General features: G+C 47.3%; 24 protein-coding genes. 13 read left to right on the top strand and 11 right to left on the bottom strand.

Features of this window, described 5'->3' with window-relative positions; genetic code table 11:
• Positions 1-237 precede the first annotated feature (237 nt).
• Both MHH92_RS28425 and MHH92_RS28430 read left to right on the top strand, forming a co-directional pair.
• Positions 238-735: an antibiotic biosynthesis monooxygenase family protein gene (locus tag MHH92_RS28425; protein ID WP_036612926.1), complete on the top strand. Its 498-nt coding sequence runs from the start codon at positions 238-240 to the stop codon at positions 733-735.
• A gap of 172 nt (positions 736-907) precedes the next feature.
• Positions 908-2890, top strand: coding sequence for an LTA synthase family protein (locus MHH92_RS28430; RefSeq protein ID WP_340907376.1), 1983 nt, complete (start codon positions 908-910; stop codon positions 2888-2890).
• A 184-nt stretch (positions 2891-3074) separates the two neighbouring features.
• Here MHH92_RS28430 and MHH92_RS28435 read toward each other — a convergent pair whose 3' ends face one another.
• The gene (locus MHH92_RS28435; protein ID WP_340907377.1) at positions 3075-3968 is read right to left on the bottom strand and encodes a LysR family transcriptional regulator; all 894 of its coding nucleotides are present in this window, start codon (positions 3966-3968) and stop codon (positions 3075-3077) included.
• A 167-nt stretch (positions 3969-4135) separates the two neighbouring features.
• Here MHH92_RS28435 and MHH92_RS28440 point away from each other — a divergent pair, with 167 nt between their 5' ends.
• Positions 4136-4993 carry an alpha/beta fold hydrolase gene (locus tag MHH92_RS28440; RefSeq protein ID WP_036667906.1) on the top strand — a complete coding sequence of 286 codons (858 nt, stop codon included), beginning with the start codon at positions 4136-4138 and terminating at the stop codon, positions 4991-4993.
• A gap of 159 nt (positions 4994-5152) precedes the next feature.
• Here the strand turns inward: MHH92_RS28440 and MHH92_RS28445 are convergent, their stop codons facing one another.
• The 4 genes from MHH92_RS28445 to cidR form a co-directional block, all read right to left on the bottom strand.
• Positions 5153-5824, bottom strand: coding sequence for a hypothetical protein (locus tag MHH92_RS28445; protein ID WP_047840815.1), 672 nt, complete (start codon positions 5822-5824; stop codon positions 5153-5155).
• Between the two features lie 46 nt (positions 5825-5870).
• Positions 5871-6545, bottom strand: coding sequence for a GNAT family N-acetyltransferase (locus tag MHH92_RS28450; protein WP_340907378.1), 675 nt, complete (start codon positions 6543-6545; stop codon positions 5871-5873).
• Between the two features lie 254 nt (positions 6546-6799).
• Positions 6800-7657, bottom strand: coding sequence for a carbon-nitrogen hydrolase family protein (locus MHH92_RS28455; protein ID WP_340907379.1), 858 nt, complete (start codon positions 7655-7657; stop codon positions 6800-6802).
• 112 nt (positions 7658-7769) lie between these two features.
• The gene (gene cidR, locus MHH92_RS28460) at positions 7770-8654 is read right to left on the bottom strand and encodes a cidABC operon transcriptional activator CidR (RefSeq protein ID WP_047840818.1); all 885 of its coding nucleotides are present in this window, start codon (positions 8652-8654) and stop codon (positions 7770-7772) included.
• A gap of 161 nt (positions 8655-8815) precedes the next feature.
• Between cidR and MHH92_RS28465 the strand changes: the two genes are divergently transcribed.
• From MHH92_RS28465 to MHH92_RS28485, 5 genes are all read left to right on the top strand, one after another.
• Positions 8816-9187, top strand: a complete 372-nt coding sequence (locus MHH92_RS28465; protein WP_340907380.1) for a CidA/LrgA family protein — start codon at positions 8816-8818, stop codon at positions 9185-9187.
• Positions 9184-9864, top strand: coding sequence for a CidB/LrgB family autolysis modulator (locus tag MHH92_RS28470; RefSeq protein ID WP_076251772.1), 681 nt, complete (start codon positions 9184-9186; stop codon positions 9862-9864). Before MHH92_RS28465 ends, MHH92_RS28470 begins: the two co-directional genes overlap by 4 nt.
• Before the next feature lie 105 nt (positions 9865-9969).
• Positions 9970-10488 (top strand): AbrB/MazE/SpoVT family DNA-binding domain-containing protein, encoded by a 519-nt coding sequence (locus MHH92_RS28475; RefSeq protein ID WP_036612972.1) that lies wholly within the window; start codon positions 9970-9972, stop codon positions 10486-10488.
• A 130-nt stretch (positions 10489-10618) separates the two neighbouring features.
• Positions 10619-11314 (top strand): Crp/Fnr family transcriptional regulator, encoded by a 696-nt coding sequence (locus MHH92_RS28480; protein ID WP_340907381.1) that lies wholly within the window; start codon positions 10619-10621, stop codon positions 11312-11314.
• A 77-nt stretch (positions 11315-11391) separates the two neighbouring features.
• The gene (locus MHH92_RS28485) at positions 11392-12231 is read left to right on the top strand and encodes a DNA alkylation repair protein (RefSeq protein ID WP_084649982.1); all 840 of its coding nucleotides are present in this window, start codon (positions 11392-11394) and stop codon (positions 12229-12231) included.
• A 125-nt stretch (positions 12232-12356) separates the two neighbouring features.
• Here MHH92_RS28485 and MHH92_RS28490 read toward each other — a convergent pair whose 3' ends face one another.
• The gene (locus MHH92_RS28490) at positions 12357-12737 is read right to left on the bottom strand and encodes a DoxX family protein (protein WP_051447288.1); all 381 of its coding nucleotides are present in this window, start codon (positions 12735-12737) and stop codon (positions 12357-12359) included.
• A 423-nt stretch (positions 12738-13160) separates the two neighbouring features.
• On the opposite strand from MHH92_RS28490, the gene MHH92_RS28495 reads away from it, so the two are divergent.
• On the top strand, positions 13161-13460 hold the full coding sequence (locus tag MHH92_RS28495; RefSeq protein ID WP_026081419.1) for a winged helix-turn-helix transcriptional regulator: 300 nt from the start codon (positions 13161-13163) through the stop codon (positions 13458-13460).
• A gap of 104 nt (positions 13461-13564) precedes the next feature.
• Here the strand turns inward: MHH92_RS28495 and MHH92_RS28500 are convergent, their stop codons facing one another.
• From MHH92_RS28500 to MHH92_RS28520, 5 genes are all read right to left on the bottom strand, one after another.
• On the bottom strand, positions 13565-14569 hold the full coding sequence (locus MHH92_RS28500) for a Gfo/Idh/MocA family protein (RefSeq protein WP_338707256.1): 1005 nt from the start codon (positions 14567-14569) through the stop codon (positions 13565-13567).
• A gap of 68 nt (positions 14570-14637) precedes the next feature.
• A complete protein-coding gene (locus tag MHH92_RS28505) occupies positions 14638-16296 on the bottom strand; it encodes a glycerol-3-phosphate dehydrogenase/oxidase (protein ID WP_340907386.1) in 1659 nt (552 codons plus the stop codon).
• Between the two features lie 400 nt (positions 16297-16696).
• The gene (glpK, locus tag MHH92_RS28510) at positions 16697-18184 is read right to left on the bottom strand and encodes a glycerol kinase GlpK (RefSeq protein ID WP_340907389.1); all 1488 of its coding nucleotides are present in this window, start codon (positions 18182-18184) and stop codon (positions 16697-16699) included.
• 28 nt (positions 18185-18212) lie between these two features.
• A complete protein-coding gene (locus MHH92_RS28515) occupies positions 18213-18782 on the bottom strand; it encodes a glycerol-3-phosphate responsive antiterminator (RefSeq protein ID WP_074092664.1) in 570 nt (189 codons plus the stop codon).
• Between the two features lie 192 nt (positions 18783-18974).
• Complete coding sequence (locus tag MHH92_RS28520) at positions 18975-19742, bottom strand: GTP cyclohydrolase II (protein ID WP_340907390.1); 768 nt, start codon at positions 19740-19742, stop codon at positions 18975-18977.
• A 323-nt stretch (positions 19743-20065) separates the two neighbouring features.
• Here MHH92_RS28520 and MHH92_RS28525 point away from each other — a divergent pair, with 323 nt between their 5' ends.
• The 4 genes from MHH92_RS28525 (at position 20066) to gntK (ending at position 24999) form a co-directional block, all read left to right on the top strand.
• A complete protein-coding gene (locus MHH92_RS28525; RefSeq protein WP_053061379.1) occupies positions 20066-21340 on the top strand; it encodes an ABC transporter substrate-binding protein in 1275 nt (424 codons plus the stop codon).
• A gap of 128 nt (positions 21341-21468) precedes the next feature.
• Entirely contained in the window at positions 21469-22335 is an 867-nt protein-coding gene (locus MHH92_RS28530; RefSeq protein ID WP_036613110.1) for a carbohydrate ABC transporter permease, read from the top strand.
• A 20-nt stretch (positions 22336-22355) separates the two neighbouring features.
• Positions 22356-23183, top strand: coding sequence for a carbohydrate ABC transporter permease (locus MHH92_RS28535; RefSeq protein WP_036612996.1), 828 nt, complete (start codon positions 22356-22358; stop codon positions 23181-23183).
• A 265-nt stretch (positions 23184-23448) separates the two neighbouring features.
• On the top strand, positions 23449-24999 hold the full coding sequence (gene gntK, locus MHH92_RS28540) for a gluconokinase (RefSeq protein ID WP_340907392.1): 1551 nt from the start codon (positions 23449-23451) through the stop codon (positions 24997-24999).
• The last annotated feature ends 505 nt before the right edge of the window (positions 25000-25504 follow it).

Genomic DNA, 25504 nt, shown 5'->3' on the forward strand with positions numbered 1-25504 from the left:
TGTTACACTTGCCACTCCGATGACAGAACAACCTTCCGATCGCTGTTATCCCCAGATTTTTTTGATCCCCCCTTAATGGGGAAAATCCGGTGATAGCGTATGCTTCCGATGTAGCTTTCTTTCAGAAAGCTTTCAGGCGCACACTCCGCTTCTTCAGGTTATTTCTGTCCTCTGCGTTCTCGTGTAAACGTATAGTTTAACTTACATGGATTGTATTTATATAAGGAGGCCGCTTCTATGTATATCTATTTGGTTCCTTCACCGATTCCAGATGCACTTGCTGCGTACCCGCATCTGACTTTGCGAAGCGAAGAGCACGTGCGTCTGGCTATTGAATCCGCAGAACGCCTGATGAATATTGAGTCTGATGATAAAGTAGCCGCATATGAAGCTTTTGATGCCGCAGGCTCCTGGACTGGCGGTGGTTACGCTGTTCTCAACAATATCCCTGTCACAGAGGATGGTCGTAACGACTTCGAAGAACGGTTTAAGAACCGTGCCCGCAAGGTAGAAGACGAGCCTGGCTTTGTTGGTATTCGTGTGCTTCGTCCTCTGAAAGATGACACATATGTCGTACTTACACTCTGGCAGTCGGAGGAACATTTCAAAGGCTGGCAGGAATCCCAAGCTTATAGTCACGCTCACCGTAACCGCAGTACTAGCGAAGGGCTGACCGCACAGAAGCCTACCATGTTCCCCAGACCTTCTTACGTCACAACGTACACTATAGAATAACGAAATTGGGTCGCATCTGGCTTTTATCGCAGTAGCCCATGTTTTTTTCAAACCTCTTCCTGCATGGAAGAGGTTTTTTGCCGTCAATTGTAAAAGGCTCTCATTTTTGACACAGCCATGCTGAGATAGGATAATACTTGTTAAATGAAACTTCGGAAGGGAAGGCGGTACCTTGTCACGCAGTTCACTCACCCGATTTCTAAGCGGACCGTTTATATTCTTTACCATTATCATGATGATCAAAAGTTCACTGGCCTGGATTGTTATCTTTGATGACATCCCTGTCTGGAAACCACTGCTGACCGAATTGCCGCTCATCTGGATCGGCTTCTGTCTAATTGAGTGGTTTGCTGCCAATCGGCGAATGTGGATATACCTTGCCATGAATTTGCTGCTCTCAGGGATTTTCTTTGCTGCCATCATGTACTACAAATATTATGGTGTAATCGTTAACTATCACGCGCTGGCACAGGTGAATCAGGTGACCTCGGTCAAGAGCAGCATGTTTTCTTTGCTTGACCCCTATTATTTGTTTATTTTTGCAGACGTTCTGATTATCGGGGGGATACTCATTCGTCGTCGGATCAAGCTCGGGAGTACAGAACGTCCGAACCGCATTCCGCTTGAACGACGTGCCAGAAGAAGGGTTGCCTCGGTCATTCTGACCTTGTCCATGATCCTGTGCATGCTTAACATCTATCCCAATCGGGCCAGCATGAGTGAGCTTACACAAGCAGAACAGATGGGCATCCTCGGTTACGAGGCATATACCATCCTGGATCGACCTGATAAACCTGTGCCCATCGCTCACATTGATCAGACTGACATCGACCAGCTGAAACAAACGACCGAACTTCCTGCGATTGTGGAGAAGGGTGCCGCGAGCGGACGCAATGTGATTATGCTCCAGTTGGAATCGTTCCAGAACTTTCTGATTGGATTAGAGGTAGATGGACAGGAGATTACGCCTAATCTGAATCAATTGGCTAGACAGAGCCTGTATTTTCCGAACTTCTATCAGCAAGTGGGACAGGGAAATACATCAGATGCAGAATTTGTTGTGAACACGTCGTTCTACACCCCGCCGAACGGGGCAGCAACAACTGTATATGCGGATAAAGCTCTGCCGAGTCTACCCAAGTTGATGTCAGCAAACGGATATCAGACAGCTACATTCCATACAAATGATGTTCGTTTCTGGAATCGGGATCAGTTATACAAGGCGCTTGGATTCGACCAGTATTATGATATTAATTATTTCGGCACACAGGACTCTATCGCCTTTTCGGCCTCGGATGAAGTACTGTATTCCAAAACACTGGATAAGCTGGAATCCATGCAGTCTTCGGGCGATCCCTTCTATGCCCATATCATCTCCATGTCAGCCCACCACCCGTACACTTTGCCTAAAAACAAGGTGAAGCTGACGCTGCCAGAGCGTTACAAGGATACGTTGCCCGGTGATTATCTGATATCACAGCATTATGCGGATCAGGCGGTTGGACAGTTGATTGCTGGATTGAAACAACGGGGATTATGGGAAAATAGCTTGTTCGTCTTGTACGGGGATCACCTGGGGCTTCCCATTTACTCACTGGATCGGGATGACAAAGTCCTTATGAAAGAATTGTATGGTCGGGAATACACATCAGCAGATATGATTAATATTCCACTCATTATCTCGGCCCCGGGCGTTACCCCCGGTGTACAACTGGAACAGATCGGAGGCCAGGTGGATATTCTGCCAACGATTGCCGGACTCACCGGAGTATCGCTGAAGGACCAATTACACTTCGGACAGGATTTGTTACATGAAGGTGGAAATCTCCTACCCGAACGATATTATCTTCCTTCCGGTTCCGTGCTAAACGATGCTTCTCTCTTCATACCGGCGAAAGGATACGGGGACGGAACGCATTATTCCCTAGCTGATGCGGGCAGACAAGATGCCGAGCAACAGCAGACGGGTGTTCCTTCAGAAGAGATATCGAAGATTTCGGCGGAAAAGGTACCTTCAGTATTCTCCACACCCAATAACAATGAGGTGTCTCCTTCGCGGTTTATAACCAAGGAACAATATGATCGGGCATTGGATCTTGCACACTTGTCCAACAGTTATCTAAGCCAGCTCCCGGATCGAAAGGGCGCGAACTGATTTTATTTTTCTAATATTCTAAAAAGAGCTTCATAGTGAATCACCAAGTACTGAAGTTTCTTCAAGATTACACATTTATAACGTACATGATCAATCCTACAAGGATGAACATGTGCGTTATTTGAATTACACACAATCGGCATTCAACCCTTTTCCATTTCAGAAGGCTACAAGAGCTAATGGATCAATATTCTTTAAAATATTTCAGTAGTTCCGATTGGAAACTTTCAGCAGTAAAACTACGCTCTCGATTTTTATGAACAATCAGACCATGCGTAAAGCTTATTTTAGAAGTAAAAGGAAGAATTTTTAATCTACCCATCTTTAGTTCGTTTTTGATCGCTATTTTAGGGACCAAGGCAAAACCTTTTCCACAGCATACAAGTTCCTTGATCATCTCAAGACTTGAAAGCTCTAACGCATCCTTAACCACAATCCCTTCACTCTTTAGAACATCTACAGCAGTCGTATGATACAAACAAGATGTGCCGTTACTGATAAACACCTCGTCATTTAGAATCTGCGCCCCTACACTTTCCACTTTCCAAACCAAATCCTCAGATGCAACAAAAACAATAGTCTCTTCCATAATCGGATAAAAGAGAATGTCATGTCGCTCAGGGTTTTGAGGAACAATGCCAAAATCCAGGGCATAATCCAGCACACTTTTTAGAATATCTTGATGCGCCCCTTGTTCAACACGTAAATTTACGCTTGGAAAGTTTCTCGTATATTCCTGTACAAATGGAAGCATGCGTGTAAGAAAAAAGGATTCCTGTAGTCTAATATTTATTGTTCCGCACGGCTGATTCATATCATTCATACTTTCTTTAAGGGATTCACTTAAGTGGACATACTGATAAGCATATTTGGAAAATACTTTTCCAGCTTCCGTAGGTTCCACCCCTCGTGGAAATCGATGAAACAACTTCTGTCCGCAGATCTTCTCCAGCTGTTGAATATGAGTTGTTACTGTGGACTGGACATAACCTAAGCGCTCCCCAGCTCGGCTGAAACTCTTCTCTTCAAGCAAAGCAATAAATGCCTGAAAAAAACGACCCTCTAAGGAATTTATCATATCTTTCACCCTTTTGTATTTTGATTTGAAATAGCTAGTATTCAATCTATTCGTTATTCAAATGAATAGTTTAATTATACAATAAAAACACGTCATCACCAGTTGTACAAGTAAGTAAGAGAAATAATATTGGACTTCTTAATGAATCCAGAAGGAGATGTAAAAAAATGAAGATTAGTTATCAGCACCAGAAAGTTGGAGATGTCGAAGTTTTTTACCGTGAAGCCGGGCCTAAGGATGGCCCAGTTATTTTACTATTACACGGGTTTCCATCCTCTAGTCATATGTTTCGCGACCTTATTCCCAAACTGGCAGAACAATATCGTGTCATTGCCCCTGATCTTGCTGGGTTTGGTCGTACAACAACTCCACCCCGTAGTCAGTTTGACTTCACATTTGACAGCCTGTTTCGAGTTATTGAAGGTTTCACTGAAGCATTAGCTCTTAAGAAATATGTAATGTATGTGTTTGATTATGGGGCGCCTGTCGGTTATCGCTTGGCAGTGGCTCACCCGGAACAAGTTCAAGCCATTATTAGTCAGAATGGCAACGCATATGTCGAAGGGTTTAGTGACGCATGGGGACCTTGGGAGATGTATTGGCACTCTCCAACACCTGAAAATCGTGAAGCATGTCGTGATTCCTTAACCCCCGAAACTATCCGTAACTTTCAGTATCTTCATGGAACTGATGCTAGCCTTGTTTCACCAGACGGATATTCACTGGATATTGCCTACATGTCACGCCCGGAAGCTGAAGAAATCCAACTGGATTTAATCCTCGATTATAGAACAAACGTGGATCTTTATCCTGAATTTCAGGCTTATTTCCGCAATTATCAACCTCCTCTTCTAGCTGTATGGGGTAAAAATGATCCCGCTTTTCTTCCTGCTGGAGCTTTAGCTTATAAGCGTGATATCCCATCTGCAGAAGTGCATTTACTTGATACTGGGCATTTTGCTCTCGAAACACATGTGACAGAGATCCATGAGCTCATTCACCACTTCTTAAAGAAAATATTTTAAAACCAACTTACATTGGCTCAATCTCAACCTCGAACTAAATAGAAAAAACCCGTAGAAAGCAGGTCCAATAATGGCCTGTTCTACGGGCTTTTTGCATCTGTCATCATTCTTCAAGGTACTTGCAACGCCACTATGATTTAATGTTCTATCCCGTCCAGTTTACAACGGCAGTAGCGCAACCGACTTGCGAGCAGTCAATTGCTCTACCATGGCAAGCCATTCTTGTGGTTTGTTAGGAAGCACTGCATAATATCGATTCAGGAAATCAGCCACTAGGCTTGCTGGCAGTTCACCAAGGGACTCATCGCCTGGCATAAAACACAGATCCAATCCGCCAACTGCTTCGCCGTCACCTTGCCAGGATGGATGAACATATGGGAAGTCCAGACGCTGATATCCCAGATGGGACAGAACTTCGCGACGCACATACGGGTCCATCGGCTTGATGCCGCCAAACTCGTGATCCTGACTCAGATAAGGGTTATAGATTTCGGCAAACATACCGAACAATTCTTTCCCGTTTGCTGCAGCCAGCTTTTGCAGATCACGCTTGCGGTGATTCGCCAGGAAACTGCCGATCCCCAGACCTTCACGCCCAATAATCGTAAAGTCCGTCATGGCTACGTTCCAATCCTCGTAATAACGGTACTCTGTCGCTCCAACAACCTGTCCCTCATGCACAGCCACGAACACCCGAATACCCGGATCTTCCAGTGGTTCTTCCCACAGGGGGAAGTCAAGCACTTCTTCCCGCGGGAAAATCTCCTGCATCAACTTGTGCATTTGGGCAAACAATGGATCTTTAATGGATGTAATACGCGTGAATTCCATGAATAAATACCCCCTAGATTGATGATGTATTTCGTTTAACATTTCTTTATCTGAACGGATTCCGCCACTCCATCAGGGCTGCATAGTTGCAGGATTCCTCATCGTCCAGATAGTCCGCTGTCACACCAACTGGCATGCGCCCACAACGAAGCAGGAACGATATCACCGGATCACGTCTTTCTCCCGCTGCCACCTGATCCAGATATTCCTGCGCAGACAGTTGGTCTGCAACCAGATGATAACCCGGCATTCTACCAGCACCCAGTAACCGATCCATCCCCTGAGCGATGACAAGGTGGTACATCGCCTGCATCATAAGTTGAGCCAGTCCCCATTTGCGGTACTTTGGACGAACACAGAGATCAACAATATACAGCGTGTTGCCATCCGGCTGGTGGTTACGAATATAACCGTCATCCGTTACTTGGGCCCAGGTATGACTTGCTGGATGTGCAGGGTCCCACTGCATCCGTAGCGAGGTCATTGATCCGGCCAACTCTCCATCCACTTCAATACAGATGGCACCCTCCGGGTAATGCTGCACATGACTGGTGAGCTGCTCGTGACTCCAGAGCAGTTCTTCCGGATAAGGAGGAGGGAAACTCTCCGCCTGAATGCGAATGAGTTCCTCAAAGTCGGATGCAACATAATTGCGAACGACTGCCTTTACCCTTTTACCACTTCGCTCCGGGTCGGTGGTCAGCATTTCTTTGGTATACATGTTGCCGGTTCACCCCTTTCCACTGACAAAATGAATTCCCTACTCTGTTTCGCTTCGGTTTTAATTATGTGTTCAAAAAGGTCGGTTTTCAGTACCGAGAAGATGGGATGAAGCTAGAAATGGAGTAGCGGAGCGTAGGGAAGACTACGTGAGCAACGGACATTTCGGCTGAATTCCATATTCGATGCTGATGATGCCACTAGGCATCCTTCGTAATCAAAAGCGGGCTTTTTGAACAACCTCTATAAGGTTGCCTACTCCCAATCGGTATATAGATCAGTACGGCGGTCACGCCAGGTCGTTACCGATCCACGTTCGCGCACCTCATACAACAAGTCCAGATCCAGATCGGCGGTCACGATCATATCGTTGTTAATCTCACCCTCGGCCAGAATGCCACGTGGCGGGAATGGGATATCATTCGGCGTAATGATCGCAGCCTGTCCGTAGTTGGCACGCATGAAATCAACGGTTGGCAAGTTACCCACTGTTCCGGTTAACACAACATATACCTGATTCTCCACCGCGCGGGCATGACTCGTATAACGCACACGGTAGAATCCATGACGATCGTCCGTGCAGGAAGGACAGAAAATTACGTCTGCGCCTTTGGCTTTGGCCATCCGCACAATTTCAGGGAATTCAATATCGTAACAGGTCAGCATGGCAATACGGCCTTTGTCCGTGTCGAACACCTCAAGTCCCTCTCCGGGAGCCATGTTCCATTCCTGGACTTCGGTTGGTGTAATGTGAATCTTGTCCTGACGCGCGATGCGACCATCTGGGTAGAACATGTGGGCTGTATTATATAACTTCCCTTCACGGCGAATGACGTGGGTTCCCCCGATGACGTGCATGTCGTACTTGGCAGCAAGTGACGTGAACAGTTGTTCATATTGCTCCGTAAAGTTTGGCAGATCCTCAATCGTCAGTGCATTGCCTTGTTTGTCCCCAATGGACATTAATTGCGTTGTGAAAAATTCCGGGAACAGCACAAATTCGGTTCCGTATTCACTCGCTGTCCGTATGTAATGCTCAGCCTGAGCGGCGAACTGCTCAAACGAGCTGATTGTTTGTAGCTGGTATTGTACAGCGGATACCCGCAGTTTCATGTTCGTACACCTCCATCATGATTATGCTTCCATTGTAACAACGATCCGGGGTCAACAAAAGAGTATTTACACCGGGCACTACAATGACAGAGCAACCTTCCGATCGCTTCCCTTACTCACCTAGCATCGACTGTGTGAATCCGATCCACTCTCTTGTGGCAAAAGACAGATAGCGGTCCTTCCGCCAGATCATGCCGAGCTGCCATGGAATCACCGGTTCCACCACGGGTATAATGCGCACGCGCATGTGGTCTACCTCACGACAGATCGTCTCCGGTAGCAAGGCTACTCCCAGATTGGCGGCAACCATCGCGCTGAGCAGATCCCACTGGGAGCTCTCATATACCACACGGGGCTGGAACCCAGCATGCTGACAGGCCACAATAATCCGGTCATGCAATGCAAAATCCTCCCGAAACAGCACAAAGGCGTCGTTTTCCAGTTCATGCAGGGCAACCGACTCTTTCCCTGCAAGCGGATGTGAAGGGTGTACGAGCAGGTTCAGCTTCTCTTTCACAAACACAAAATGATCCAACAGCTCATCCACGGTTGGCAGTACGGCCACGCCAATATCCAGTGCACCACTGATCACATCGGCCTCTACTTTTTTGGCACCATCCTCAAATAGTTGAATGGTCACCTGCGGGTAGGCTTTGTGAAATTCACCAATGATCATGGGGAAAAAGCTGGACCCCACCATTGGCGGCAAGCCAATCCGCAGATGGCCTTTCTTCAAGTTCATCAGGTCGTCCAATTCGGACGACAGACTGCGGAATGATTTTTCAATCTCAAGTGCCTGCCGAAAAAACACATGGCCTGCATCGGTTAGTTCAACTTTCTTCCCATAACGGTCCAGTAAAGTGATACCCAATTCCTCTTCAAGACTCTTGACCGTCTTGCTGATCGTGGGCTGGGTGATATACAGGACTTCGGCGGCTTTTGTGAAGCTCTGCTGCCGGGCAACTTCCAGAAAATATTGCAAATGGCGGATATCCATCGGTTGATACTCACCTCTCATAGACAAATGGAATAGTAAACATTCTTAATATGCATTTTACTCATGAAAGAATGCCATGTAAAATTTGTGATATCAAATGAATCATTTTCATTTTAATAATAACTTAAACGATTACGTTGATTATACAAGGAGGGATTGAAGTGAAAAAATGGGGCCTTGGTATTGCACAAGTTGCGCTCTTAATGGTTTTTTCACTGCTCATGGACCTGCTGGCCCGTAATCTCCATCTTCCTGTACCAGGTTCAATACTCGGTATGGTTGTGTTATTCATTCTGCTTCAGACTCGTGTCGTGAAGTTGCGCTGGATTGAAGTTGGAGCTGCCTGGTTGCTCGGTGAACTACTGTTATTTTTTATCCCGTCAGCCGTTGGCATTATGAACTATATGCCCATGCTGGAGCATGACGGATTGCAGATTTTATTCATCGTACTGCTTAGTACATTCCTGGTCATGTCCTGCACAGGCCTGGTGGCTACACGAATTGCCAAACGAAAGGAGCGTCACACCGGATGATTGGATTCCTCTGCCTGTTGTTAACCGTCGGTATCTATTGGGTTACCAAACGAATGTATCGCAATCTGCCTAAAGTATATCTGTCTCCGTTGCTCATTACACCGCTGCTTGTTGTTGGCATATTGCTTGCAACCGGAACGGATTATGCCACGTATAGCAGTGGTGGCAAATGGCTGAGTCTGCTTCTTCAACCGGCCACCGTGGCTTTTGCCGTACCGCTCTATACCTTTTTCCATGTACTCAAAAAACATATTTCCGAGATTGTCTTCAGTGTCATGACCGGTTCGGTCGTTGCCGTACTTTCTTCTGCCCTGCTCGCCAAATGGTTGCGCCTGGATTCAGGTCTAATCCACAGCTTGATCCCGCGCTCCATTACAACACCCATTGCCATGAACGTATCCGCCACTATCGGTGGCATACCCGCAGTGACAGCTGTTTTTGTTATTATGACTGGTCTGCTCGGAGTAATTATGGGCCCTTCCATCGTCAAAATGCTGCGCATCGATGGGGAGATTGCACGAGGCACACTGTTTGGAACCGGTGCCCATGGCACAGGGACATCCAAGGCGTTTGAACTGAGTTCCCTGACCGGTACCATCTCCAGCATCTCCATGGTGCTCGCTGCATTGTTCACTTTAGCGGTTGCACCCGTACTTTCTAAACTTATTTTCCCATAATGGATGGAATTATCCACTTTTTTGAAATATTATTGTTGTATTAAAGCCCTTTCTTCCTTACAATAAGGACAGGTTTTTAATTGTGAATATTGCGGGGGAGATGCGATGAAAAGAACCGGAATGAAGAGATCTCTGGACCGTCTTGGACGAATTGTCCTTCCCAAAGAAATGCGGGATACGATGGAAATCCATATCGGCGATCCGCTTGAGTTTTTCATTGAAGGAAAAGAGTTGATTTTAAGAAAGTACAAATCAACATTATGTATTTTTTGCGGTGATGTAGATACGGAAATGTATTTCAAAGAACAATTCATCTGCCGGACTTGTGCAATTCAATTAAAACACCCGGATGACTCTCCCAACTGGTTCGTACCTCAGAACAAACAGGCTCCTGCACCCGTGGAGCGTCCTGCTTCCAAATCCGCCCCAGTCTCATCTCCCGCTAGGGAAGAAGGGACCACAGCTGACAACCAAGAATACCCGGACCTGCGGCCAAAGACGGCACGTATGCTGCAACAGATGAAAGAAATTGTTGAACAGAATCCCGGTTTGGCTCAACAGCAAATTGCGGAAAAGCTTGGCATCAGCCAAGGACGCGTCTCTCAATTAAAAAAGTTACTATAATCAAAATGGCATTTGATCATTTATAGTCAGAAGACCTTCCGATCAGGAAGTCCCGCTGCAAGAGAACCCGTTGTTTTTCGTGGGTTCTTCTTTTTTTTTTTATATTCATATTGTAATGGAAAGGAGTTCTATGGATAAAATTCTGTATTTATCACAATTCGACCTCATGTCCTCCTTATCCGAGGCAGACCTGATTGAAATGGATGGGATGACTTCTATTACGACCATACCTAAAAACAGACAGATCCAGACACCCGATACGTTTACAGAAGGTTTCTATTTTGTAAAACGGGGAAAGGTTCGTTTATATACATTAAATCCAGAGGGCAAGCAGTTCACTCTCGATATTTTGACGGAAGGTAACGTGTTTGGAGAAATGAACGGAATCTCACTCGGAACACGCTCCGTTTATATCGAAACGATGGAGGAGTGTGATATTTGCCTGATGAACAAACAACGTTTTGAACAGTTTCTGATTGAACATCCAGAATTTATGATGAGACTGATGAACGTACTAAGCGAGCGGATCAAACGAATGAGCGAGTTGACACAGACGCTCGCACTCGGAAACCTGCATGAAAAGGTGTTACATAATCTCTTCCGGCTGGCTGAACAGATGGGATGGATCGAAGAAGATGAATACTGCCGGATTCAACTCGGGCTTACCCATCAGGAGATTGCCTGGATGGCGGGAGCCACACGGGAATCGGTTACGATTGTCATGCAAGACTTGGTAAAATCTGGACGTATTTGTACCGGATTCAAATCAGTCTCCCTTCATCGTGACGAAATCGCTAACCTCCGGAAAATCACTGACCACTTGTAAGATGCCTTACATCCCTGTTCTCCAGCAAGTTGTACTGTATAACTCATGATGTTATACAACCAAGGAGGAGTATACCGTTGGATGCTAAACCAGATCTATTTATCCCTGAAGACATTTTTCTTCGCAAAGGTGCCCGTAAAGCAACGGAAATTCCTGAGCATATCCGCAATTGGCTACAAGCAGGACATATCGAATCGGTCAATCTGACCGAATGGCTGGCTGTAGATCATGTTTCTCTTTTTCAGAAGGTTACCCATGAATGGGGAATGGATGCCGAAACCAGAGCAATTACAGAGCAGTTAACACAGATGGATGAGCAGCGGATCATGAAAATCATCCCGGCCATAGCCATGCAATGGCTTGATCTGTTGAAACGTCCATCAGTCAATGAAAAAACGAATCTCTTTTGTTCCATTGCAGAGCATCGTTCAGACAGTGTTCGCTGCTGGGCGGCTTATATCATTGGGCTAGATTCCGGTCTGAACCTGACTGAAAAGTTGGAGCATATTCGGCCCTTTGCAGCAGATCATCACTTTGGTGTAAGAGAAATCGCCTGGATGGCTGTACGGGAGTCCATCTCTGCCGAATTATCCTTAGCCTTGCAGCAGTTAATCCCATGGAGCGTTGACCCTGATCCACTGATCCGTCGATTTGCCATAGAATCAATCAGACCTCGTGGCGTCTGGGCCAAGCATATTCAGGAGTTAAAAGAAAATCCGGCCATGGCCCTTCCCTTGCTTGACGCGGTGAAATCCGATGCCCATAAGTATGTGCAGGATTCGGTAAGTAACTGGCTGAACGACGCCAGCAAGACCAATCCAGAGTGGGTGCGGCAGGTCTGTGCCACTTGGACTCAGCAGTCGGATACCAAACATACGCGGCGAATCGTTACACGTGCCACGCGAAGTCTTACATAAAAAAAGATGACCACCGCTTACTGGCAGTGGTCATCTTCTGCATAGGCATCCGCGTTTACATTCCTTTTGACAGGAATACCTTTTCCTCAGTAAATAGCCCAATAACGTTCCCTCTTATCTTTAACTTACGCCTGAATCGCGTCCATCTGGCCTTCTTCTTCCGCTTCCAATCTGCGCATGCCCACAACCAGGACAATGATGTTAGCTACCAACAACACAGCCGGGAACGGAACAGCAGCGTATTGTGCATAGATCAGATGACTTCCCACGGCCCCAATCAGAATGAAGGTCAGTATGCCAGAAGCCAGGATGCGAGTCCGTGGAATCAGCAGTCCTACAGCACTAAGCAACTCCGCAGCGCCCAGCAGATACATCGTCCATGTCGGATAAGAGAAACTTTCGAATGTCTGAATCATCATATCTGCCCCACTAATCTTGTTAAACCCCGTCATGACGAAGACACCTGCTAACACAACCAGAAAAACGTAACCCAAAATCTTGTTCATATGTAGATCCTCCTGTAACAAATTATATGTTCCTACTATGTAATGATTATTTTTGCTGCACATTGTAAAAAAAGAATCTATGTAAAAGTTCCCAAAGGTCACTCTGTTTTCAACCGTTCAGCCCCGTTCAATTTTCAGAATAGTACGCGTTCATATTATACGTATTATTTATCACCAACTTACTTTTGTGAAGTTAGTATATAATAATAATATAATTTCTTCAAGTAATTTTTCACTGTATGATGTATAATACATACAAAAGGTATGTTACAGTATATTTTGTAGTAACCCTCATTTACTTGGATGTCCTATATTCTTAAAGCGGCAGAAATCATGTCCTTTCATATACAACTTTGAAGAAAATCATTATGAATCGAGGTGAACACGTTGAAGCTGAAAAAAGTAAAATCACCAAGTCCCTGTATGATCACTCAAGCCATAGACATCATAGGCAAGAAGTGGGTACTGTTAATCATGTACCAACTGTTGTCCGGACCCAAGCGGTTTACGGAGCTTGAAGCAGAGATGGCGATCAGTGGACGACTTTTATCGGAGAGATTGAAGGAAATGGAGACGGAAGGTATCGTAACCCGACACATGTTTCCCGAGATACCTCCCCGTGTAGAGTATGAATTGACACCGAAAGGCAGAGCCATTGAACCTGTCATTGATCAGATCTACAGTTGGTCATCCGACTGGTTGAAACAGCAGAAATCCGAGTAGTTGAATTGCTACTTAATAATCTCTACTCAACATAAATACGCCTGAATCAGGCTGATCTGCGGATCATTCCCTGATTCAGGCGTATTTATATTACCTTCAACCTTTTAATGAGAGAGACGTTTTGAAGGCTGAAGCTGTACCGGCAGACCGGAATCTGCCGATGCCAGCGCCGCCGTCGTAATCTCCTGTGTACGGCAGGCATCCGCATAATCGGACAGAATTCGTGAACGGTCTCCCGTACGCAGGGCGTGAATGAACGCTTCATTCTCACGCTCGTATGGGTTATGTCCTGTCGGAATCTCCAGACCTGCCATCGCATGTTTTGCGGCACTTGGCAGAAGCAAACGTTCTGGCGTCCAATCCCACACACCTGCATCCGTGTAGAACTGGAGTCCTGCGCCGCCCTCTCCGTCTGGCAACAGACATGTATTGGCGATACTGGCAATCGCTCCACTTTCCAGCTTAAGCGTCACATTTGCCACATCGGCTACGGTCACATGTTCATGCTTCTCATGCATGCTTCGCTGAGCTGCTACAGCATATACCTCCGTAACTTCTCCTGCACAATACCGAAGCAAGTCTACAATATGTGTAGTCTGCTCTACGAATTGCCCTCCTGAACCGTCCTGACGCCGCCACCAGGCGACCCCTGGCATTCCGCCCATCCAGCGGCCAAGAGCCATGCCGACCGTCTGTTCTTTCATCGCTTGCCGCAGGACCTGCGCAGCCTCCTGATAACGGAAATGGTATCCTACAGAGGTTAACAATCCACTCTTTTGCACCTGATCCAACACCTGACGTGGAACGTCCATTCCAGTACTCAGCGGTTTCTCCACCAGGAATGGAATACCGCGGCGGATTAATTCGGACTCAATTGATCCGTGAGACATCGGAGGCACACAGATATACACCGCATCCAGCTTCTCACCATCCAGCATATGTTCAAGTTCCCCGTAACCAACAGCATCATAAACGAAGGCCATAGCCTCTGCCTTTTCGAGCGAAGTTCCACAGACACTCGCAACACGAACACCTTCCATCCGTGCGAGAATATCCGCGTGTACCTTACTGAACCAGCCTGTTCCAATGATTCCGATCTGTAATGTCATGGATGTAATCCCCTCTCTATGTTACACGCTTACATGTTCCATTCGACTCTCGATCTTGAAATCCTGCCTTAGATTTTGCCGGATGCTTCCAGCAACAGCTGATCCAGTTCCTGTGTATGTTTAACCACTTCCTCTTCTGACCAGTCCAAACGACCTGCCATATACGAGATAACTGCTGCTTTATAGCGACGAACTTCATTAATACGGAAGAATAAATCACCTGTTCTTCGTACCAAAAAGTCAGATGGAGTTGCAGCCATCTCTTCATCAATCGCGTAATGTAGCATAAGCAATAACTCCTGTGGCATGCCATGAAGATCGGACTTGGTGCGTGGATCGGGCATTCGCTCATACAGTGCCTCCACATTGGAACCATACGTGCGAACCAGCCGCTCCGCAGCAGGTCGGGCAAGCCCGAGAGCAACACCGTCCTTGATCTTGCGCTCCGCATACGATACAAATCCAGCCGATCCCCCTACATCACCGCCGGAGATGGGCATCTTCTTTGTTACACAAGGGCCTATGGAATGCCCACTCTCCTGCTCCATCTGGCGTGCGACCAGATCAACAACCATCTCGGCCATTTTACGGTACCCGGTTAACTTGCCCCCGGCAATCGTAATCAGATTGGATTCGGATACCCAGACTTCATCTTTACGTGATATTTCGGAAGGATTCTTGCCTTCCTCATGAATTAGTGGACGTACACCCGCCCATCCGGATTCCACGTCCTCGGTACCAATGTGTACATCTGGAAACATGCCATTAACTGCATCAATCACATAATCGCGATCCGCGTCGGAAATTTGCGGGTGTGCAGGATCGTCCTGATATACAGTGTCGGTTGTACCTACATAGGTTTTGCCATCACGTGGGACAGCAAATACCATTCGACCATCTGGTGTATCAAAATAGACGGCCTGTCTTAATGGGAATCGTTCACCATCAAAGACCAAATGAATGCCTTTGGTCATCTGCAGCGTTTTCCCCTGGCGCGAACCGTCCAATTCCCGCAGACCGTCCACCCATGGACCGGAAGCGTTGATCACCTTGCTTGCTTTCAGCATATATGCCTGACCGTCGATCTGATCCACGGCTTCAATACCTGTAATCTTGCCATTCTCCTTCAGGAAACCTTTCGCCTTAACGTAGTTCACTGCCTGTGCCCCACGTTTGACAGCTTCTTTCATAACCTCTATGGTGAGCCTGGCATCATCAGTCCGGTACTCCACATAGAGTCCACCACCCAACAACCCCTGTTTGCGTAACAGAGGTTCACTGTCTGACACTGCTCCAGCATTCAACATTTGGCGCCGTTCACTGCGCTTCACCCCGGCGAGCCGGTCGTACACCATCAGTCCAATGGATGTGCTGAAGCGGCCGAACGTGCCAGCCGTATAGATCGGTAACAACATCGGTTCCGGTGTGGTCACATGTGGCCCATTTTCATAAACTACAGCCCGCTCCCGTCCTACCTCAGCAACCATCTTCACTTCATATTGCTTCAAATAACGCAATCCGCCATGGACAAGTTTGGTCGAACGACTGGATGTACCTGCTGCAAAATCCTGCATTTCTACAAGCCCCGTCTTCAACCCACGCGAAGCCGCATCCAATGCAATCCCTGCGCCTGTAATCCCGCCACCAATAATCAATACGTCAAAATGTGCATTCGCCATATTTTGCAAATATTCGGTCCGTTGTGCTGACGAGAACGTTTCTGTCATTCTTGAACCTCCCATGATTTCCTTAATATTTCCGTAAAAAAAACAAAAAAAGGACCACGTCATTCGCTCAGCAATTGCTGAGCGGCACGTGGTCCCTCCCGATCTCCAGACATCATTTTTTAACTTGTGCCTTTATCCTATCACAGATTTTTGACGGCGTGAAGTCCTGAAATGACACATTATTCAAAAAAAATTCAAAAAGTTGTTCTGCCAAAGGATGGAATTTCAAATGAATCCACTAACCTTGTTTTTTTCCTTATAGTGGGTATATTTTTTGCCTTCTCCAGGAAGAATAACCCTGTAAATCATGCATCATTTTCCACCAGTAAATATCATTTATAACATATGTTTAGTTAAAAAGTACAAATACCCACACCAAGAAATATTCATTTCATTTCTTTTATTTAAAAGCCATTGCTGCGTTCACTGCACGCTTCCAGCCTGCATACAATTCTGTCCGCAGTTCCTCAGCCATAACAGGCTGGAAGACACGCTCCGTATTTTCATGATCCGTCAATTCATCCGCACTCGTCCAATATCCTACCGCCAATCCTGCCAGATAAGCCGCGCCCAATGCAGTCGTTTCATTCACCGTTGGGCGTTCGACAGGAATGCCCAGAATATCACTCTGGAATTGCATGAGAAAATCATTGGCCGCCGCCCCGCCATCCACACGCAGAGCATGCACGGGAATACCCGAGTCGGATTCCATTGCCTCCAGTACATCTTTGGTCTGATACGCCAACGCCTCAAGCGTAGCACGGATAAAGTGTTCCTTTGTCGTGCCTCGGGTCAGGCCAAACACCGCACCCTTAACCTCACTATCCCAATACGGACTGCCCAGTCCCACAAATGCAGGTACCATATAAACGCCGTCTGTCGAAGGCACACGTGAGGCGTAATCCTCGCTATCTTTTGAAGAGCGAAGCATTCTTAATCCATCACGCAGCCACTGAACCGCTGAACCTGCAACAAAAATGCTGCCTTCAAGCGCATATTCAACCTTGCCATTCATCCCCCAGGCAATCGTTGTAATCAGTCCGTGATTGGATTGTACCGGGTTCTCTCCCGTATTCATAAGCATGAAACAACCGGTACCATATGTATTTTTCATACTGCCCTTGGTGTAACAGCCCTGACCAAACATCGCTGCCTGTTGATCACCTGCCGCTCCCGCAATCGGAATCCGATGACCGAAGAAATGATAGTCTGTTGTGTGTGCATACACCTCGGATGAACCTCGTACTTCTGGCAGCATGGCCTTAGGAATGTCGAGGATATCCAACAATTCGTCATCCCATTGCAGATCATAGATGTTATAGATCAGGGTACGTGAGGCATTGGATATATCCGTGACATGTGTACCCCCGCTCAGTTTCCAGATCAGCCAGCTATCAATCGTGCCAACCAGCAGTTCACCCTTCTCTGCCCGCTCCCGGGCACCAGGGACATGATCCAGAATCCACTTCACCTTTGTTCCCGAGAAGTAGGGATCGATCAGTAATCCTGTTTTACGTCGGAAAAGGTCCCCGAGACCCTGCGTCTTCAATTCTTCACAGATATCTGCGGTCTGTCTGGATTGCCATACCACTGCATTATAGATGGGTCTGCCTGTTTCTTTGTCCCATACCACAACCGTCTCACGTTGATTCGTAATTCCAATTCCGGCAATCTGGACAGGCTTAATTCCGCTCTCTGCCAGACATGAAGCCATCACGGCAAGAATGGAACTCCAGATTTCATTGGCATTCTGCTCTACCCAGCCCGGTTTGGGAAAATATTGAGGGAATTCCTGCTGTGCAATGTGCACAATCTCCCCGCCACGGTTAAATAGAATAGCTCGGGAGCTTGTTGTTCCCTGATCCAGAGCCAATATATATTTTTCCATAAAGCCAACCTCCTGTTGTGGGTTCTTTTTAAGGTGTAAGCGATTTCTCGAAGTGTCGGATCAGATCTGTGTTGGATGTGGTCACTGCCGTAGCCCCGACGCCAAGCGCAAGTTCAACCTCTTCCGGTGAACGGATCAATCCCCCTGCAATAATGGGTATCCCTGTACGCACAGATACTTCCGCAATAATATGCGGAATGACGCCAGGTAATACTTCAATATAATCAGGTTGGGTTTTGGCCAGCAGCAGATAACTTTTCTCCAGTGCATGGGTATCGAGCAGAAAAATACGTTGAATCGCTGTAATGCCTTTCTGCTTTGCCTTCTGAATGACACTCGCTCGCGTAGAGATCAGTCCTGCCGGGCGAATGTGCTGACACAGATACTCTGCCGCATACTCATCATTCTTCAATCCTTGGACCAGATCTGCATGCAAAAGTATCTTTTTGTCGTACCGCCGAGCCTCGTCCATTACACTCTGAAGCTGTGCAATATGCGTTTCCAGCATCACCCCATAGGTATAAGGGCCTTCAATCATCGCTTCAAACTGCTTCATGCTCTTTGCAGCTGGCAATATACGTTGTCCCTCAAATGGCACCTTGGTTCCTCCCGCATTCATCAGATGACTATATTGTATAATCCGCACTGAGGGAACGGCAAGCCATTCCGTGAATCAGGAAAACCTGATCGCTACCCTATCATCCATAGCAAAAAGCCGCTGTTGTACTTCTCCATAACAGAGAGTACATCAACGGCTAGCCATCTATTCGTATACGTCTATAAATAATGATTAACCCTGCGCATGCGGAAGTAGCGTCTCTGCCCCAGCCCAACCATCACTTTCTGCCAAATGACCGGAACGGTTCACTTTCGTTTGCAGATATTTCTCGTTGAAAGCAGAGCGATCTCCCCATAGTGGCACACGTCCGCCCACATTCAATCCCGCTTCCTGCAAAGCAGCCAGCTTCCGTGGATTGTTGGTGATCAATGTAACCGGTGCGGAGCGAAGCGCACGCAATACGGCAATCGCATCGTCATAATTGCGGGCATCGTCTGTGAATCCGAGCTGTAAGTTCGCATCTACCGTATCCAGACCTTCTTCTTGCAAAATGTACGCCATGGCTTTGCTGAACAGACCAATGCCACGTCCCTCATGGTTCGCAAGATAAAACAGTGCACCCGCTCCATGAGCGGCGATCATTTTCATGGATTGCTCCAATTGGAAGCCGCAATCACAGCGTTTGCTGCCAAAGATGTCGCCTGTATGACAGATACTGTGCATGCGAATAAGCGCATCCTGTGCTTCGGCAAAGTCGCCATACACCAGGACACTGGATTGCTGGCGCTCTGCCAACTCAGCAGCAGCAAGAGATTCAATTAACTCGCCGCTCTCCATTGCTTTGTCTGACTTCATCCAGCTATACCACTGGAATGTCTTGGTCTCCCCATCAAGGTTTACCGGGAGCTTAATCGGTCCCACGAGGTATATGAACTCTTTTCCACTCGGAAAAGTCTGAATTTTGGGGGCAAGCAGTTGAATAATATGTGAATTGATCATTGTCGTTCCTCCTGTTTAGGCCAACTTGTCTGTTGATTGATTCGCATCCAAAGCGAAAATGGATCACTTGGACGTTATATAGTACGTATCTATATTATTCTCATCATCATTAGTTACTTTATGTAAGTTAGTTTAGAATAAAAATTATAATGTGTCAAGTAACTTTTATTTTTAAAGTAACTACCCAATTTATGTTACGCAATCGACACAAATATGTGTTTCATTTTAGGAATATTGGGTATGAGTTTATAAACTGCTCATACACTAATGTTGTAGTCCAAAGCACTTCATGCCTCGAACTTAATGATGAGGGGGTAATACACATGATCCGCCGGAAAAGAACATGCTGGACAGCCATACTGATGGTCTGCGTCCTGCTCATAAGCGGATGCTCCATCTGGCCCGGACAGGACGATTCAGCGAACAATAAAAAGGTAGCGCTTACATTATGGTACTGGAATCGTTCCATCGATGATAAGTTGATTGCCAGGGCTAAGGAAAAGTTCCCCAATATCGAACTGACAGCTCAGAAAATCGGCGGTGATTTCAAAGCAAAACTCAAAACAACACTCGCTGCACGCTCAGGTGAACCAGACATTGTAGCATTGAACGACTGGATCATGGAGCTATTTCCCAGTGAGGACCGTTTCTATAATCTGTATGATCTCGGTGCAGGAGATATTGAAGACCAATATCTGCCGTGGAAATGGAAGCAAGGCGTTACACCAAGCGGACAGATGATCGGTTTCCCGATGGATACGGGCCCAACAGCCCTCTTCTACCGAGAAGATCTGTTCAAGGAGGCCGGACTGCCATCTGATCCCGAAGACGTTACACGTCAGATCAACAGCTGGGATGCATATGCTGCTGCCGGAGAACAGCTCAAGGAAAAATTCGGAGGCAAGGTTTTTCTAACCGACAATATTGCAACCGTTTACAATCAAGTCATATCGCAGTCTGCAGAGCGTTATTTCCGGCCGGACGGGTCCTTTATCGGCATGGATTCCCCTATTGTGGGCAAGAGCTGGGATACGGCCGTTGCTTTCAAAGAGAAGGGACTGCTAGCCAATGCAGATGGCTGGACTCCAAGCTGGAACGCCGCGATGAATAATGGCGAAATCGCCTCTTTTGTAGGTGCCGTCTGGATGAAACAAGTGCTTCAGGAAGCCGCTCCGGATACCTCCGGGAAATGGCGGGTCGCTCGGGCACCAGGGGGAGATGGCAACAACGGGGGATCATTCCTGTCCATCCTGAAGTCGAGTGAACATCCTCAGGAAGCCTTTGAACTGGTTCGCTGGCTGCAAAGTCCCGAAAATCAACTGGAGCAATATCAGACACTGAACCTGTTCCCTTCTGCACCAGGTGTGTTTGATGATCCTGCCATGAAAGAAAAAGAACCTTTCTTCGGTGGACAGGCGACAGGGCCTGTATTTGCCGAATCGGCACAGGATGTGCCGGATGCTTTCTTTGGCGAACGATACCCATCCGTACACAACATTATCACCCGGCGGCTGAATGATGTCGCGAAGCAAAATGCCGATCCACAGCAGGTCTGGACAGATACAGTACACCGCGTCGAGCGGGAATTGCAGCGTTAACCTGAAGAACGTGTGGTTTCGTTATCCGCAAAGGAGGAATTCATATGGCTGTAACTGAACCTCGTCTTACTCCCGATCCCGGAAATGCAAGACCTGATCTGGATCGGCAGAAGTCACTATGGGCGAGAATGTGGGAGCATCGTGCACTCTATGTTGCGATATCGCCGTTTTATATTCTGTTTGCGGTATTTGGGCTGTTCCCAATCGGGTTCTCACTCTATCTGGCTTTTCATAAATGGGATGGCATCGGTGTCATGACGTTTAACGGACTCAACAATTTCAAATACATGCTGACCGATGCCGAGTTCTGGCAAGCCGTGGGCAACACGTTCATGATCTGGATCTATTCGACGATTCCGATGCTCTTCTTTGCCCTGATTATTGCCTTTTTGCTGCATGCACCATTTGTGAAGTTCCGTACCCTGTTTCGGGTCGGTTATTTTCTGCCAAACGTCACATCCATCGTGGCGGTAGCCATTATCTTCGGTGCTTTATTTGCCAACAATTATGGCTTTCTCAATTATCTGTTGCAGTCGGTCGGGCTACCGGTTGTGGAGTGGCTTAATGCACCATGGGGCATTAAAGTCGCAATCTCCTCCATGGTGGTCTGGCGCTGGACCGGATATAACGCCGTCATCTATCTGGCCGGACTTCAGAGTATCCCGCAGACATTATACGAAGCGGCCAAGATTGACGGCGCCTCAGCGATACAGTCCTTTTTCCGAATTACAATTCCGATGCTGCGTCCTGTGATCCTGTTTACGGTCATTACATCAACGATTGGCGGTATGCAACTGTTCACTGAGCCTCAAGTATTGGTAGGTAATGATGGTGGCGCAGGTGCAGCAGGCATGACGATTGTATTGTACCTCTACCGTGAATCCTTCATTAACAATTACTTCGGATATGGCGCTGCCGTTGGTTGGGGCATGTTCCTCATTATCGCCCTGTTCTCGATTGTGAACTGGAAGCTTGTTCAAGGCAAATCATCCTGATGTGATAAGGGGGAGCGCACATGGCGACCAAACACCTCAAATCGCTGGTGTTGTATACCGGTCTTATCGGGGGCATGCTCATATCCATGTTCCCGTTCTATTGGCTGATTGTAATGTCTACCCGGACAACGTCCGATATCTACAAGTTTCCACCCCAGCTCTGGTTCGGGGGCGAATTGTGGAATAATATCACGCGGGTGTTACAGCAGATTGACTTCTGGGGAGCTTTTCTGAATACGTTGTTTGTGTCCGGCCTCGTGACCATACTTGTACTGTTTTTTGACTCACTGGCGGGGTTTGCGTTTGCGAAGTTTGAATTTCCCGGCAAAAAGTGGCTCTTCATCCTGCTCCTCGCGACCATGATGGTACCTTCCCAGCTGTCGCTGGTGCCTTCCTTCGTGCTCATGGCTACGTTCGGCTGGGTCGGTTCCTTCAAAGCTCTCATTATTCCAGGCATGGTGAACGCCTTCGGTATCTTCTGGATTCGCCAGTATGCCACAGAGTCGATTCCGAACGATCTGCTGGATGCGGGCCGCATCGACGGCTGTAATTTCTTCCGACTCTATTGGAACGTGGCGCTGCCAATTCTGCGACCTGCCTTTGCTTTCCTCGGCGCGTTCACCTTTATCGGGGTATGGAATGATTATCTGTGGCCTTTGATCGTCCTGACGGATGAACGCAAATATACGTTGCAGATTGCGTTGTCTCAATTAAACGGATTGTATAACACAGACTATGCAATGGTCATCGCAGGTACGTTGCTTGCCGTCATTCCACTCATCGTTATGTTCCTGTTCATCAGCCGCCAGTTTATTTCGGATATTGCCGCAGGGGCGGTGAAGGACTAAGATTGTGGCATTTTGATCCATCCCTCAAGTCTGATATTCTTATCTATAGATGAAATAACAGATGCCATATAAGTTGGATGAATAGCGCCACGTGCACGAAGGGGACAGAAAGGGCCTGAAGAAATGGAGTTAAAAGCTTTCCAGAGGAAAGCTACTTCGAAAGCATATGCTTCGCATTTACGCGATCGGAAGGCTTTCTGTACCCGAAGTGTTAACGTGTAACAGCATTCTTTCACTTATATATTTAAGAAAGAGGGATGACAAAATGGCTTCTTCACCCTATATGATCGGCGTAGATATCGGCACGACCTCCACCAAGGCCGTCTTGTTCGAACAGAACGGAACCATTGTGGCTCAAGGCAGTGCCGATTATCCGCTACACACCCCCACACCTGCGATTGCGGAGCAGGATGCGGAAGATATTTTCAAAGCAGTCATCGAGTCCGTTAAACAGGCCACTTCCAAAGCGGGAGTGAAGCCAGAGGACATCCTGTTTGTATCCTTCAGTTCGGCCATGCACAGCATTCTGCCAGTCGATCAACACGGCAAACCGCTGATGCGGGCCATGACATGGGCAGATAATCGCAGTGCCGAGTGGACGGAAGTACTCAAATCCGAGATGAATGGTCACGAAATCTATCTGAGAACAGGTACGCCGATTCATCCGATGTCCCCTCTCACCAAGATCATGTGGCTCACCCGGGATCAGCCTGAATTGTTCAGACAGACGCACAAATTCATATCCATGAAAGAATATGTTTTCTATAAATTATTTTCTGAATACGTCATTGATCACTCCATGGCCTCCGCAACCGGACTCATGAATCTGGAGAAACTCGACTGGGATGCTGAAGCGCTGCATGTAGCGGGCATTACGCCGGAACACTTGTCCCGATTGGCCCCAACCACACATGTGCTGAAACATGGGTTGCACCCGGAGTACGCCAAGGAGATGGGCATTGCGGTCACCACACCATTTGTCATCGGTGCAAGTGATGGTGTGCTCTCCAATCTGGGCGTGAACGCCATTGATCCGGGCGTCGTGGCCGTGACCATTGGTACCAGTGGAGCGATTCGTACAGTCGTAGATAAACCGGTGACCGATCCAAAAGGACGCTTCTTCTGTTATGCGCTCACGGAGGATGCATGGGTCATTGGCGGACCGGTGAACAATGGCGGTGTTATTTTCCGCTGGATTCGGGACGAGTTTGCAGCTTCCGAGGTGGAGACTGCGAAACGACTTGGCATCGATCCGTATGAAGTGCTCACTCGTGTCGCCGAAAATGTACCTCCGGGTTCGGAAGGCCTCTTGTTCCATCCGTACATGACGGGTGAGCGGGCTCCGCTCTGGAATCCCAATGCACGGGGTTCGTTTTTCGGCCTGACGCTGCATCATAAGAAAGAACATATGATTCGGGCTGCGCTCGAAGGTGTGTTGTTTAACCTGTACACGGTCATGCTGGCGATTGAAGAAAAGATCGGTCGTCCGAAAAAAATTCAGGCGACAGGCGGCTTCGCCCGCTCTGAGTTGTGGCGCCAGATGATGGCCGATATTTTCGATCAGGATGTCATCATCCCCGAAAGTATTGAAAGCTCCTGTCTCGGCGCTGCTGTACTGGGCTTGTACGCTCTTGGCCGCATCGATTCCCTGAGCGCCGTCTCCGGCATGATTGGATCAACGCATCGGCACCAACCAAACCCGGACAGTGTCCGCGTTTATCGGGAGTTGCTCCCGATCTTCATCCGCATCTCCCGCAAATTCGAAGAAGAGTATGCGGATATCGCTGCCTTTCAGAATAAGACGATGCAGGGGTAGGGAAGACGTGGGATGGCATGCAAGATAACCGGAGGATGGGGCGGTTTAGGTTCTGAGAGTTGAAGATTTGAGGGTTACTAGCCTAAGATGTTACACGTAGGAGGGTCAAATCGTTGAACATGGAATAGCTAACGAATCGTAGACGTCTTATATGATGTTTATAGCATGTTTTCGAATCTAACGAACCTGAGACACCTTATATCGGATTTTAGCTTTGAAAAACTGCCTGAAAGTGAGAATGAACGGAAATAACGTCTCTACGGTTCGTTAGAATCTGAATTATGCCGATTTTCGGCCAATAGCGCGTCTCAGGTTCGTTAGAATTGACAGACCATTGTCACCATGCAGAAAGTCACCATCTCCTAAGCTGCGTCTGGCTCAGAATAACCTAAGGCTCTAGCGACTACGTCTTATGCACGTTCATGAGGACCGTCCGCCATGTTTAAAACATGTGGGAGGGTCTTTTTCATGAACAGATTTTTATGTACAGATCTTCATGTACAGT

It is taken from the genome of Paenibacillus sp. FSL M7-1414, assembly GCF_038003195.1.
GTDB classification, from domain to species: Bacteria; Bacillota; Bacilli; order Paenibacillales; family Paenibacillaceae; genus Paenibacillus; species Paenibacillus amylolyticus.